This is a genomic window from Dysgonomonas sp. ZJ279 (assembly GCF_011039205.1).
Lineage (GTDB): Bacteria > Bacteroidota > Bacteroidia > Bacteroidales > Dysgonomonadaceae > Dysgonomonas.
The window spans coordinates 89,427-102,521 of the sequence record NZ_JAAKEL010000005.1 but is presented as its reverse complement, the minus strand read 5'-3'; the positions used below and the strand labels follow the sequence as shown (position 1 = coordinate 102,521).

The 13,095-nt window shown below is 39.1% G+C and carries 14 protein-coding genes; 6 read left to right on the top strand and 8 right to left on the bottom strand.

Annotated elements, in window-relative coordinates:
- Positions 1–8: 8 nt before the first annotated feature.
- From G7Y57_RS08455 to G7Y57_RS08435, 5 genes are all read right to left on the bottom strand, one after another.
- Positions 9–1,067 carry a hypothetical protein gene (locus G7Y57_RS08455; RefSeq protein ID WP_255491381.1) on the bottom strand — a complete coding sequence of 353 codons (1,059 nt, stop codon included), beginning with the start codon at positions 1,065–1,067 and terminating at the stop codon, positions 9–11.
- A gap of 66 nt (positions 1,068–1,133) precedes the next feature.
- A complete protein-coding gene (locus G7Y57_RS08450) occupies positions 1,134–2,003 on the bottom strand; it encodes a DUF58 domain-containing protein (RefSeq protein WP_165022295.1) in 870 nt (289 codons plus the stop codon).
- Between the two features lie 135 nt (positions 2,004–2,138).
- Positions 2,139–3,131 (bottom strand): AAA family ATPase, encoded by a 993-nt coding sequence (locus G7Y57_RS08445; protein WP_165022292.1) that lies wholly within the window; start codon positions 3,129–3,131, stop codon positions 2,139–2,141.
- Positions 3,132–3,263: 132 nt separating this feature from the next.
- Complete coding sequence (locus tag G7Y57_RS08440) at positions 3,264–3,761, bottom strand: hypothetical protein (RefSeq protein ID WP_165022290.1); 498 nt, start codon at positions 3,759–3,761, stop codon at positions 3,264–3,266.
- Positions 3,762–3,771: 10 nt separating this feature from the next.
- Positions 3,772–4,536, bottom strand: coding sequence for a hypothetical protein (locus G7Y57_RS08435; RefSeq protein WP_165022287.1), 765 nt, complete (start codon positions 4,534–4,536; stop codon positions 3,772–3,774).
- Between the two features lie 366 nt (positions 4,537–4,902).
- On the opposite strand from G7Y57_RS08435, the gene G7Y57_RS08430 reads away from it, so the two are divergent.
- From G7Y57_RS08430 to G7Y57_RS08420, 3 genes are all read left to right on the top strand, one after another.
- A complete protein-coding gene (locus G7Y57_RS08430) occupies positions 4,903–6,165 on the top strand; it encodes a phosphoglycerate kinase (RefSeq protein WP_165022284.1) in 1,263 nt (420 codons plus the stop codon).
- 176 nt (positions 6,166–6,341) lie between these two features.
- Positions 6,342–7,301, top strand: a complete 960-nt coding sequence (locus G7Y57_RS08425) for a hypothetical protein (protein WP_165022281.1) — start codon at positions 6,342–6,344, stop codon at positions 7,299–7,301.
- A 181-nt stretch (positions 7,302–7,482) separates the two neighbouring features.
- Positions 7,483–8,538: an MAC/perforin domain-containing protein gene (locus tag G7Y57_RS08420; protein ID WP_165022278.1), complete on the top strand. Its 1,056-nt coding sequence runs from the start codon at positions 7,483–7,485 to the stop codon at positions 8,536–8,538.
- An 85-nt stretch (positions 8,539–8,623) separates the two neighbouring features.
- Here G7Y57_RS08420 and G7Y57_RS08415 read toward each other — a convergent pair whose 3' ends face one another.
- Complete coding sequence (locus G7Y57_RS08415) at positions 8,624–9,214, bottom strand: TMEM175 family protein (protein WP_165022276.1); 591 nt, start codon at positions 9,212–9,214, stop codon at positions 8,624–8,626.
- Between the two features lie 648 nt (positions 9,215–9,862).
- Here G7Y57_RS08415 and G7Y57_RS08410 point away from each other — a divergent pair.
- From G7Y57_RS08410 to lipB, 3 genes are read left to right on the top strand one after another with little or no spacing between them, the layout of a single operon-like run.
- A complete protein-coding gene (locus G7Y57_RS08410; RefSeq protein WP_165022273.1) occupies positions 9,863–10,171 on the top strand; it encodes a DUF4286 family protein in 309 nt (102 codons plus the stop codon).
- A gap of 4 nt (positions 10,172–10,175) precedes the next feature.
- Positions 10,176–10,739 (top strand): crossover junction endodeoxyribonuclease RuvC, encoded by a 564-nt coding sequence (ruvC, locus tag G7Y57_RS08405; protein WP_165022270.1) that lies wholly within the window; start codon positions 10,176–10,178, stop codon positions 10,737–10,739.
- Positions 10,740–10,751: 12 nt separating this feature from the next.
- On the top strand, positions 10,752–11,414 hold the full coding sequence (gene lipB, locus G7Y57_RS08400; RefSeq protein WP_165022267.1) for a lipoyl(octanoyl) transferase LipB: 663 nt from the start codon (positions 10,752–10,754) through the stop codon (positions 11,412–11,414).
- Positions 11,415–11,440: 26 nt separating this feature from the next.
- Here lipB and G7Y57_RS08395 read toward each other — a convergent pair whose 3' ends face one another.
- On the bottom strand, positions 11,441–11,869 hold the full coding sequence (locus G7Y57_RS08395; protein WP_165022264.1) for an energy transducer TonB: 429 nt from the start codon (positions 11,867–11,869) through the stop codon (positions 11,441–11,443).
- Between the two features lie 19 nt (positions 11,870–11,888).
- On the bottom strand, positions 11,889–12,899 hold the full coding sequence (locus tag G7Y57_RS08390; protein WP_165022261.1) for an LLM class flavin-dependent oxidoreductase: 1,011 nt from the start codon (positions 12,897–12,899) through the stop codon (positions 11,889–11,891).
- Positions 12,900–13,095: the final 196 nt, after the last annotated feature.

Here is a 13,095-nt window from a genome sequence, read left to right as displayed (position 1 = left end):
TTTTTCTTTTAGCTATTTGGTGTATTGTTGTTATCGACAGGCAAAGTCGGCGCTACGGCTGCATCACCTTTTGCGGGTTGCTGACCGACAGGTGTCACTTCTTCTATCTTAGTCTGATTAACAAACAGATAAGCATTTACCAAACTCAAATCATTTTCGTCGGGTAGCGGATTATATTTAGCGAACTTCACAAGATCGGCAAGTCTTAGAATCTGGCTTAAGCTATTTTCGGGTGAACTTGCATCTGTCGATCTGTGCACTGCTTCTATAATATCTTCGGTTATCATCTCAGGTGCATTGATACCAAATCGCTGATCGATATAGAGACGTACAATATCCGTAAGTTCGGTATAGTATTCTTTCTCCATGCCTTTCTGACTTAGCTTTTTCGCCTTCAACTTATCGAGACCCTGCAATGCTACCACATGAGGCGGAAGCACCACTTTAGGTGTGAAGAAGTATCCTTTTTTCTTTTTCCTTGTGAAGAAATAAATCGCCAATCCTATTGCGCCTATTGCAATCAATATAAGAAACGGAATAAGGAAATCGGACAGATAATCTTGCCAAACAAATTTAGGACTTTGTACATCTTTGATATCCGATATCTGAAGTTTAACAAAGTCTATCGAATCTGTTTCGTGGTTTTTCAGCATCTCCAGATATGCCATCGTAGAATCGGATAGCTGGGGAGAGGTCACCTTCAATCCGAAGTCGTTTGAACGAAGTGTATCTACACCGTCTATAACTTCCATATAGGGAACGTGATAGAGCGTAGAGTCGAACGATGTAATGATGTACTTCTGGCTGAGAGTCATCACCTCAGTCATGGTCGTATCGACCTTTTCCATCTTCAACACCTCAATACCTTTGATCAGTGTATCGGCATAAACAGGGAATATAATGTTACGCCCTTTGGGTGAGATTACCTCTAAATTAATAACTGCCTGATCGCCTATCAATATATCTGACGGCTCGACGGTCACCCTGACGGTCGACTTCTGTGCGGAAACAGAAATGCTCAGAAAACATAGTACACCAAACAGTATGTAATTCTTTATTTTCAACATAATCTAATTAGTAAATTAGTAGATTGGTAAATTAGCAAATTGGCAAATTTTCTCATTGGCTAATTATCAACTTCTCTTTTTAAATAGTGCAAGCATAGCTTTCACATAATCTTCGTCGGTACGCACCGATACACTATCGACACGACTGCGATTGAATATATTCTGCATCGAATCTTGTCGTTTCATCCACCAGTCTTTATACGTCTGTCTTACTTTTTTCGACGAGGTATCTATCCATTCTTCGGCACCGGTTTCGGCATCGAGCACTTTCATCAGACCTACATTCGGCAATTCCGACTCGAAATGATCGTATACCTGCAATGCTACTATATCGTGTTTACGGTTGGCAATGGTAAGTGCATTATCATAGTTTCCATTATCGACAAAGTCGGAGATCATAAAGGTCGTACAACGTTTCTTGATGACATTAGTCAGATATTTCAATGCCATATTCAGATCGGTCTTTGTACTCCGTGCCTCGAAATTGATCAGCTCGCGGATGATATAGAGTATGTGTTTCTTACCTTTCTTAGGCGGAATAAATTTCTCTATCATATCCGAAAAGAAGATCACACCTATCTTATCGTTATTTTGAATAGCCGAAAATGCCAGCGTCGCAGCCATTTCGGTTACTATATCGCGTTTGATAGTATTGCGTGTACCAAAATCCTGACTGGCTGACACATCGACCAAGAGCATAACGGTCAGTTCGCGCTCTTCTTCAAACACCTTTATATAAGGGCGATTGTAGCGAGCGGTTACATTCCAGTCGATATCGCGAATATCGTCTCCATACTGGTATTCGCGTACCTCGGAGAAAGCCATCCCCCTACCTTTGAAGGCTGAGTGATACTGTCCTGCAAATATATTTGCCGACAATCCACGGGTCTTTATTTCTATACGGCGTACTTTCTTTAATAGTTCGCTTGTTTCCATTCTTTAAATCAGTTAGAGCCTCCCCAACCCCTCCCTAGGAGGGGCTTTGCTAGCGCAAAAATAATTACTTCGTCTATATCAATTATACCCTCTTTGTATTCCTCCCCTTGGGGGAGGTCAGGAGGGGCTACTGTATCAAGGTACTTCTATCTTGTTCAATATTTCGCTAATGATTTCGTCCGAAGTGGTATTATTCGCTTCAGCTTCGTAAGTAAGACCGATACGGTGACGCATTACATCGTGACATACTGCACGTATATCTTCAGGGATAACATATCCGCGACCTTTGATGAACGCATATGCACGCGACGCCAATGCCAAACTGATAGATGCACGTGGCGATGCTCCGAATCCGATCATACCTTTCAACGATGTTAATCCGTTATCTTCAGGGAAACGTGTTGCAAATACGATATCTACAATATATTTTTCGATTTTCTCGTCTAAGTACACATCATGCACTACTTTACGAGCTTCGATAATTTCGTCGGCAGTCATTACCGGTCTTAGTGTTTCGTAAGCACCCATCAGATTTTGACGAAGAATTAATTGCTCTTCGGCTTTCTTAGGGTAATTAATTACAACCTTCAACATAAAACGGTCTACCTGTGCTTCGGGTAAAGGATATGTACCTTCTTGTTCGATAGGATTCTGAGTTGCCATTACAAGGAATGGAGCAGGAAGTTTGTATGTTTTTTCGCCAATAGTAACCTGACGCTCTTGCATGGCTTCGAGCAAGGCACTTTGTACCTTTGCCGGAGCACGGTTTATTTCATCCGCCAATACGAAGTTAGAGAACACAGGACCGTGTTTTACGATGAACTCCTCGTTCTTCTGGCTGTAAATCATTGTTCCCACCACATCGGCTGGTAACAAGTCGGGAGTAAACTGTATACGGCTGTATTTTGCATCGATAAGTGATGCCAAGCTTTTTATAGCCAATGTCTTCGCCAATCCGGGTACCCCTTCGAGAAGGATATGTCCGTCGGCTAATAGTCCTATCAATAGAGATTCTACAAGGTGTTTCTGACCTACAATCACCTTATCCATACCCATTGTGAGGGCTCCAACGAAAGTGCTTTTACTTTGTATTCTCTCAGTCAATTCGCGAATATCAACTTGCGCCATACTATTTGTTCTATTTAGTTATTATTATTTTGTTATTATTCCTTTTTTCTATAAGCAACACAAAAATAGAAATGTTAAATTTGAAATGGTATATTTGGGCGTTAAAAATGTTTAAGGATAAGGAAGTATTCATCATTTAATATTTTTCCTATCTTTCTCAATTTCTGCCAATCCATCTCCACCCAACCATTCATCGAGTATATCAGCAATATCTATACCGGCATGCAGTGAAAGATGATAATAGACATCTACTATAAATTCACGGTCTCCGGCATTCAGGGGAACGGCATTCATCTGATTGAGACTGTATCGGGTAAGTTCGATCAATTGTGCCTTGCTTTGCGAACTATTAGAATAAATCTCTATATCGTTGAGTATAATCGTTTTCAGAGTCTCAATATTTCGGCTTGGTAATACTCTTAGCTTAAGCATTACATCGAAACGCTCTGTTACTGCCGACCTCAACTCATCGAATGAGAGGGTATCTTCTACGAGTTTGGTATCTGTTTCAGTTGTATTTAGCTGAGCATCCTTATTAGGACTTGAAGTGCAAGACAAGAAGCCAACTACAAGCAGCAATTGTATTACCGCCCTTAATATCATAATCCGAGATAAAATTTCCTTTATCATAAATTTATATTTATTTCAATCCACTTGCCCAATCCATTGTTTCAGAACTCATATCCAACCCTTTGGAACTAGCCATAAGATTGTAAACATAGCCGACATCAAGTAATATAGATTCATCAATATCCTGTCTTCCGCGATACTTTGCTCTGGCAGCTTCCACTATTTCAACTATTCCGGTTGTATCCGACGATTCGCTACGTTGCAGTATGTCTATATCTTTATTCACCTCTGCTGCAATTTCTTTAGACTGCTTTGCAGCATCTTGCGATCTCGAGCCTGTCGCACGTGTCTGCATATCTTCCAACCGCCTGCGCATTTCATATATCCTATCGTCGAACGTCTGATTGGCTTGCCACCACTCCCAAATAACGATATTCGGGTTGCACGAATCATCTCCATCTTTCATGCTGTTTTCGGTTGTGATGCCCGCATATTCCGTTGTCATCAACTCATAGAAATCAACAGTGGCTCTTACTCCCTGCAACTTTTCTAATGTATTAGCCGCCTTCAAATCCAGTTCTTCGCAAGTCAGAGCTATTTTATTTTCGGCGATACTTTGCCAATCAGCAACCAGACAATTAAGAACGAGTTCGGATTGAGCTTTATCGATCACACCTCTCCGCTCCATCTGAGCCAGAGACTCCTGCATAAATTCTTTTTCAGAATCCATATTTATTGTATAAAATTCCAAGAGCCCATTATCTTTATTTGCATTTTGTGAAGAACAAGAACAAATGACAGATAAGAGACAGATTGTTAGAATAATTCGCTTCATTTCTCTATGTTATAATTTATGTATTGTGTAATTAAAATGGCTATTTACCATCTCTGTGTTTGTGCTTCTGTATTCGGAGAATGCCACTCTCCGTAAATATATAGTTGCGAAGTAACATAAATTTCTTTAAAACTGAATAGTCTTGTCAAAATTACAGACTGTAAAACAGTCGAAAAGAGTAATTATATGCCTGCTTAACAAGCTTATAATCCGTTATAGCTCTTAAATTCATTAAAATTAATTTTCGCTTCAATTATCTAACACATAATTTTGTATATTTGTACCTCTCTTTACAAAAAGAGGCAGCGAGCACCTAAAGCTTTGACAATAAGAAACATTCATTATAATATTTAATTATAAAAAATTATGATTACAATTGACAAATTCGACTTTTCTGGAAAGAAAGCATTCGTAAGAGTTGACTTCAATGTGCCTTTAGATGCACAATTCAACATCACTGACGACACTCGTATCCGTGCAGCAATGCCCACACTTAAAAAGATTATCGCTGATGGCGGTAGCCCGATCATTGCATCTCACCTTGGTCGTCCTAAAGGTGTGGAAGATAAATATTCATTGAAACACATCCTTGCTCACGTATCTAAATTGTTGGGTGTTGATGTACAATTTGCAAGCGACTGCGCGAGCGAAGAAGCTGCTATGAAAGCTGCTGCTCTTCAACCGGGAGAAGCTCTATTGCTTGAAAATCTTCGTTTCTATGCTGAAGAAGAAGGCAAACCACGCGGATTGGCAGAAGATGCAAGCGACGAGGTTAAAGCTACTGCTAAAAAAGCAATCAAAGAAAGCCAAAAAGAATTTACTAAAACTTTAGCTTCTTATGCTGATGTTTATGTAAACGACGCTTTCGGAACTGCTCACCGTGCACATGCTTCTACAGCTCTTATTGCTGACGAATTTGATGCAAATCATAAAATGTTCGGATACTTGCTTCAACAAGAAGTAGACGCAGTAGAGAAAATCATGAAAGATCCTGCTCGTCCGTTTACAGCGATCATCGGCGGATCGAAAGTATCGTCTAAAATCGATATTATCGAAAACCTGTTAGATAAAGTAGACAACCTTATCATCGGTGGTGGTATGGCATTTACATTCGAAAAAGCTAAAGGCGGTAAAATCGGTAATTCACTTTGTGAAGACGACAAGCTAGAACTGGCTAAAGAAATTATGGCAAAAGCTGAAAAAAATGGCGTGAACCTTGTTTTAGCGAGCGATGCTAAACTTGGCGACAAATTCAGCAACGATGCTAATACTCAATTTGCAGAAGCTAATGCAATTCCTGACGGATGGGCTGGTTTCGATGTTGGTCCTAAAGGCGAAAAAGAATTTTCTGATGTTATCATGGCATCTAAAACTATTCTTTGGAATGGTCCTGTAGGCGTATTCGAATTCGACAACTTCGCTCACGGTTCTGAAGTAGTAGCTAAAGCTATTGCAGCTTCGACTAAAGCAGGTGCGTTCTCATTAGTAGGTGGTGGCGACTCTGTGGCTTGTGTTAACAAGTTCGGATTGGCTGACCAAGTATCTTATGTATCTACCGGTGGTGGTGCTCTACTTGAGTTCATCGAAGGAAAAGTACTTCCTGGAGTAAAAGCAATCAGAGGATATTAATTATATCTGATCTTTAATTATAAAAATAGCCTGCATTCGATGAGTGCAGGCTATTTTATTTTGTAGAAAAGACACTATACAATTACATTTTATATTATATTTGTTTAAGGTTGAACTTTTAGAGTACATTGAAGACCAACCATTGAATCAAGACTATTAATACAGATAAACACATTATGAAGAAAACACTATTACTACTTTCACTACTACTCAGCTTCGGCTTATTCAGTTGTTCGGACGACGATGATAATAATGATGATAATCCGAAAAAGGATATACAGTTAAAATTGAAAGCAGACAAAACCACAATTGCTCCATTTGATAAATTGACTGTCAGTATTGATCTCGATATGGATTTGCTGATAAATAATTATGATAGTGTTGTATGGAAAACGAATGGTATATGGTGGAATGGCATTATTACTATACCTGACACCAGCGACGAAAGAGATGTTAACATTACAGATTACAGACTAGGAAAAAATAAAGTCAGTGCATTGGGATATAAAGACGGAGCAATAATAAGTGAAACCTCAGTGGAATATGAGGTTACAAAACCAACAGTAGATTTTTTCACAATAAAATGGAGTGGACCTCACCAAAACACTACTAATCACTACATGACAGACAGACCGGTAAAAACAAACGACGGTTCTTTAAGATGGGAAGGAATACAACTCGCTCTTCATCATTTTTCTGAAGGCGAACAGTATCAATATGCTATATTAGATTTCATGCCATATAGCACAACTATCCACAAATCAGAAAAAGTACAAAAAACGATGAAAAGCAGTTCCGTTTTACCTGATATAGAAAATTATGATTTTTTTGGAGCCATAGAGAGCTATGACGAAGAAAGGCGTAAAGAAGCCCATTTGATGACACGGTCATTTTTTCATGAATATATAACCCTTATCTATGGCAAGAGCATCTTAATATATGAAGGAAATGATATAGAGAAAACAATATTGTTCGACGAATATAACAAAAGATTTAAAAACCCAATCGACAAAGTATATCCTAGATTTTCCGATGCCTGTCCTGTTGAAATTTGGGAAACACCTTCGTCTTATATATGCATGTTTGCATCAGCGTCTCAGAGTTGGTACAACGTTATAGCAGAGCCACGACTATAGAGATAGAATATAAGCATAGATTGTGCTAAAAACACATGGCTGAGAAAGAAATCAAAGTCATGAATCGTGATTGTTTCTAAACTATATGAGCTTATTTTTTGAAACGCAATTTAAACTTTCTTCAAAATCTATCGTCATAGAATATGATACAATATACTAATTAAAAATATACTTACGGATTATGAAAAAAACACTACTATTACTTTCACTACTACTCAGCTTCGGCTTATTCAGTTGTTCGGACGACGATGATCCAAATCCGCAAACTGAGCTGGAAGAAATAGAGGAAATAAACCCTATGGCGGCTTATACACCCCTAGAAAGAAAAGTTGCTACAAATGAAATATTACTTGGAAAAGGTTATGATATAACAGGTACATATATCAGTGAGGAATCGACAAGAGAAGCTGTTATTGATTTTGATAAGTACATAAATGAAAATCCGGACGGATATGGCCATGCTACAAGCCCAGCCAGCTACAGCCATTCTGCAATAGGGACTACGTCGTCGGAATATATAAAACACTTGACTAGTATTTCGAGCAATAGCTACTGGAATGAAATAAACGGTAATGTTGCAGCTTTTAGTGGAACCATTCTGGATAATAAAAATTTTGATTTAAGAGATGATGAAACCCTCTCTACATATTCTTATGCGAGTACTCACACATACGTCATTACGGAAAGTTTTTATCTATATCACAATCCTCTGCTATTGATTTCATATATAACAGAGTCATTTGCTAAGGATATATCATCACTCTCCGCAAATAAGATTGTCGAAAAATATGGTACACATGTCATAAATGAATATTCTGTGGGTGGACGTTTTGACATGATATACAGATCGAAAATCAATGATAATTCGGGTGATAAAGAAAGAATAGTTAGAGCAGGGTCTTTTTACGCTGCAAGCCAATTGGGCATAGGTCTTTCTCATAGCGATAGTGACAGCGGCATTAAGGAACTTGTCAACCAGAATAAGCTACCGATAGCACATGTTGTGAGCCAAGGAGGAGATAACAGTATAGCTTGCGGAACATATAACCTACAAAAAGAATTTACGAAGCTCAATTACTACGAATGGTTTAAATCTTTAACAAGCGAAAATGCTTCACTTGTTGATATGCGACTAGACAGAATGATACCAATCTATGAACTTGTAGCCGACTCTAAGAAACAAGCAGAAATAAAAACTGCTGTTGAAAAATATATAGAAGATCGTCAAATCAAATAACAAGACAATAAAAATGCTGATCGCAAAATGACAAAGTGAGCATACTTAAATGTATGCCCACTTTTTTCATATTGTTATATCTATCTTATTCTTCCTCACCGCTCACTTCCTTCACCGCTTTCTCCATCCTCTTATCGGGAATAAACCAGAGCAAAGCAACCAGAGCATAAATCACACAACTGACAATAGGAAAGAACAAAGCCACTATGGTAGCTACTAAATATATAGCTGCCGACTCTCTTATCTTCGGATCGCATTTCAGTTTTTCGGCAGTTTTGCTATTGCTTTTTTCTCTAATGATGATTTCGACCAGTATCCACCACGCGATACATGCCATAAATAAGACCAAACCATATAGGAATACAGGTAATTCGTCTAAATGATTTTCGCCCATCCAACCCGTAGCAAAAGGTAACAGAGAAAGGCAAAACAGTAGAAAGAGATTTGCCCAGAGAATAGCGCCATTTACATGGCTTACCGATTGAAACAAATGATGATGGTTATTCCAATAAATACCCACATAAATAAAGCTCAAAACATAAGCAAAGAATGTGGGGACAAGGGGCTGTATATCTTTTAATTCTGTACCATGCGGAACTTTTAATTCCAAGACCATAATGGTTATGATAATTGCCATCACACCATCACTAAAGGCTTCTAACCTATTTTTGTTCATATAGAAATATTATATCGTTTACACATTATACAAACCTGTGGATCAAAGTAATAATGTGATAAAATAAAAACAACGAAACACTCATGTTGTTCAGTAGTTTCACTCTATAATAATTAATACATAAAAATTGTCTCGACCCAGCCCGCCAGATATTCTCTATTGATCTTTTGTCATTCCGAAACGTAGTGAAGAATCTGTCTAGCCTCCCCAACCCCTGGCCAAGGCAGCCCCCTACTAAATACTCGCCGCTGTCATCCCGATACGCAGTGAGGGATCTATTGTCTCTTGATGTTAAGACAATAGCTAGTAGCTTATTTCAGAGTAGATCCCTCACTGCGTATCGGGATGACAGAGGGAATGGCAGGTAGCTGTAACTCATAACTTATCATTCATAACTCATAATTATTCCAAACACCCTTTTGCATTCCTCCCTTTAGGGGGAGGGTTAGGTGGGACTTTCGTTTCGGAATGAAAGGATGGAAAAGAGTAATGACCAAGACGGGTATCATTACACCTTTTGGCACTCTATGTTTTAAAAATTATTTCTGTCAACTGGTCGTATCTATTTTTCATTTAAATAACTCAACCTACACAAAAGCTCTGCTAAACTTTTCGTACTTTTGCTACAAATACAATAAAGACTTACTCATGATTATTTTCAATACAACATTTCATGTGGACGACGATATAAAAGACGCTTATCTTCGCTTCATGAAAGAAATATACGTACCCCGTGCCCAAACTAGCGGATTCTTACATGCACCATGTTTTTCGCGTATACATCACCAACACGAAGAGGGTGGCACAAGTTTTTCGTTACAATTCAAAATAAAGAATGTAGAAACCCTCAACCATTGGCTCTCTGCCGACGGACAAGAATTACAGAAAGAGCTGACTGCAAAGTTTGGCAATAAGGCATTAGGCTTTATGACCTTGCTCGAAGAAATAGAATTATGAAAGAATGATACAAAAGGAACGCATAATATTAGGTATCGACCCCGGCACACAGGTGATGGGGTACGGTGTCTTACGTGTGGTGAACAACAAGCCCGAAATGCTGGCAATGGGTATCTTGAAACTGAACAAGAACGACGACCATTATTTGAAGCTTCGCCGCATCTTTGAGCGTATAATTACACTAATCGATGAATTTCTACCCGACGAACTGGCTATCGAAGCTCCCTTTTTCGGAAAGAATGTACAAAGTATGCTCAAGCTAGGTCGTGCACAAGGGGTAGCTATGGCTGCTGCACTGTCGCGCGATATTCCTATTTTTGAATATGCTCCATTGAAAATTAAGATGTCGATTACCGGAAATGGAAAGGCTGCTAAAGAGCAGGTTGCCTATATGCTACAAAACTTTCTGAAAATACCCGATGAGAACATGCTCAAAGAGATGGACGCGACTGATGGATTAGCTGCTGCGGTTTGCCATTTCTTCCAAACAAACAACCCGGCTCTCGATAAGAAGTTTACCAGTTGGAAAGACTTCATCAATAAAAATCCGGGAAAAGTTAAACTATAAAGATAATTCAATATGATTTACGAGGATCTGAAAGACATCGAATACGGCAGTGCATGGGAATATCAACAAATATTATTCGCAAAGGATATAGAATTGAAAAACAACAATTTATCTACCATCAACACACTCCTATTCTGCGAACACCCTCATACCATCACAATTGGGAAACATGGCAAGGAAGAGAATTTACTTTTCAACGAACGTTTTCTAAAAGAAAAAGGTGTAGCACTTTTCCAAATAGATCGCGGAGGTGATATCACCTATCATGGTCCGGGACAATTGGTAGCTTATCCGATCTTTGATCTCGAATCTTACAAAATCGGACTAAGGCAATATATATGCAACATAGAGGGAATTATAATCAAGCTTCTTGATTCGTATAATATCCAAGCCGAACGACTTCCCGGTGCAGCCGGTGTATGGCTTGATGTAAGCGAACCTCAACGCACGCGAAAAATTGCGGCAATCGGTGTGCGCAGTAGCCGATACGTTACCATGCACGGACTTGCGCTCAATGTAAATACCGACCTGAGCTACTTTAATCTTATCAATCCATGCGGATTTGTAGATAAAGGGGTTACTTCGATGGAAAAAGAACTGGGATATAAAGTAGATATGGAAGAAGTAAAGATGAGAATGAAGGCTTTGTTTGAGGAGATATTCGTTGAACAATAAACCTAAAAAGAAAACCTAATCTCTTTCTATTTTTTCAGATTGATATGTATAGGAAGCGTAAAATAGACATCGACATTCTCTCCTTTTTGTTTTCCGGGTATCCAACGTGGCATTAGCTTTATTACTCTAGCCAATTCTTTTGCCAATGCAGAATCGGCATGACGGAGACCTTTTACATCCTTCACTTCGCCTGTCTTACTTACAACAAAACGTACCGAAGCCGAACTGATTATTGCTTCTTCTATGGAAACAACAGGGTATTTTAAATTCTCACTTATAAACTTATGCATCTCCATATCTCCTCCGGGAAAAACAGGCATCTGCTCTACTACAACGTAAACACGGTCTTTATTTAACGTATTCTCGCCCTCTACTTTTTTCTGGCTATAAACAGTAGAGGAAAAGCCTATGAAGGCTGTTATCAATAAAATAATTACACGATTGACATTCTTCATAATAGATTAGTTAACAACATTATAAACCAAACATTTCGGCAAACAATTCGTAAGAGTGCATCTTATCCTCTATCGTTTCGGTATAGGTAACAAGCATCATCTCATCTACACCGTAGTGAGCAGCTAATGCTTCTATTTTAGGCTTCACTTGTTCGGGCGTTCCACTAATGGTACGGCGACGATTTACTTCTATACGCTGCTTTTCGTAATTGGAATATGATATATTTTTTATCTCGTCATAGGTTATGGGTGCTAAACTACCTCCCGTTTCCAGTTGCACGAAACGATAGTCCATAAGTGCTTGCTGACGGTATGCCTTTTCTTCGTCTTCGTTGCAAAAAGCAAATACTGCCACATTCGCCTTCGGATGTTTCAGATCGGCAGATGGTTCGAACTCAGCCCTGTATTCTTCAACTGCATCGCGCCCTCCTACCGGATTGATGAAATGAGCAAACGATACTGCCATACCGAAATGAGCTGCAAACATAGCACTTTCGCCGCTAGAGGTCAGCAACCATTGAGACGGCACGGTAGATATGTGCGGTTCGGCTTTTACTTTCTGATAAACCGTACCCGCTCCATCGGCATCGTGAAAGAAGTTTTCGAGATCGTAAAGCTGATTTATAAAATCCTGCGGATTGAATTGGTTGCTTGGGTTGAGTAACGAAGCTGTCAATCGGTCTGTTCCCGGAGCACGACCAATGCCCATATCTATTCTGTTGGGAAACAGAGCTTCGAGCAGTTTGAAATTTTCAGCCATCTTCAGCGCGCTATGGTTGGGCAGCATGACACCACCTGATCCTACACGGATATTAGTTGTATGGTTGGCAAGATGCGCTATCAGTATTTCGGGCGCAGAGCCTGCAAGGGCACGTGTATTGTGATGCTCAGATACCCAGAAACGGGTGTAACCCAGTTTATCTGTCAATTGTGCCAATTGGGTTGTTTCCTGTAATGCTTCTGTGGCAGTACCTCCTTTTCGGATGGGTGACTGATCGAGTACGCTAAGCTTTATTGTGTTTGTTTTCATTATCTCTATTTTTGTGTAAAGTACTAAGTTATGAAAAGTAAAGGAGACTATTTTAGATTTATATTATTTTATAATATCTGATATAATACTTTGTCATCTCGAAACGAAAGCCCTACCTAACCTCCCCCAAAGGGAGGAATGCAAAGAAGGTGTTTAGAATAATTATGAGTTATGAATAATAAGTTATGAGTTACAG

Coding starts and splice junctions, on each gene's coding strand:
- G7Y57_RS08455 (WP_255491381.1), bottom strand. CDS start 1,067: ATGTTGAAAATAAAGAATTACATACTGTTTGGTGTACTATGTTTTCTG.
- G7Y57_RS08450 (WP_165022295.1), bottom strand. CDS start 2,003: ATGGAAACAAGCGAACTATTAAAGAAAGTACGCCGTATAGAAATAAAG.
- G7Y57_RS08445 (WP_165022292.1), bottom strand. CDS start 3,131: ATGGCGCAAGTTGATATTCGCGAATTGACTGAGAGAATACAAAGTAAA.
- G7Y57_RS08440 (WP_165022290.1), bottom strand. CDS start 3,761: ATGATAAAGGAAATTTTATCTCGGATTATGATATTAAGGGCGGTAATA.
- G7Y57_RS08435 (WP_165022287.1), bottom strand. CDS start 4,536: ATGAAGCGAATTATTCTAACAATCTGTCTCTTATCTGTCATTTGTTCT.
- G7Y57_RS08430 (WP_165022284.1), top strand. CDS start 4,903: ATGATTACAATTGACAAATTCGACTTTTCTGGAAAGAAAGCATTCGTA.
- G7Y57_RS08425 (WP_165022281.1), top strand. CDS start 6,342: ATGAAGAAAACACTATTACTACTTTCACTACTACTCAGCTTCGGCTTA.
- G7Y57_RS08420 (WP_165022278.1), top strand. CDS start 7,483: ATGAAAAAAACACTACTATTACTTTCACTACTACTCAGCTTCGGCTTA.
- G7Y57_RS08415 (WP_165022276.1), bottom strand. CDS start 9,214: ATGAACAAAAATAGGTTAGAAGCCTTTAGTGATGGTGTGATGGCAATT.
- G7Y57_RS08410 (WP_165022273.1), top strand. CDS start 9,863: ATGATTATTTTCAATACAACATTTCATGTGGACGACGATATAAAAGAC.
- ruvC (WP_165022270.1), top strand. CDS start 10,176: ATGATACAAAAGGAACGCATAATATTAGGTATCGACCCCGGCACACAG.
- lipB (WP_165022267.1), top strand. CDS start 10,752: ATGATTTACGAGGATCTGAAAGACATCGAATACGGCAGTGCATGGGAA.
- G7Y57_RS08395 (WP_165022264.1), bottom strand. CDS start 11,869: ATGAAGAATGTCAATCGTGTAATTATTTTATTGATAACAGCCTTCATA.
- G7Y57_RS08390 (WP_165022261.1), bottom strand. CDS start 12,899: ATGAAAACAAACACAATAAAGCTTAGCGTACTCGATCAGTCACCCATC.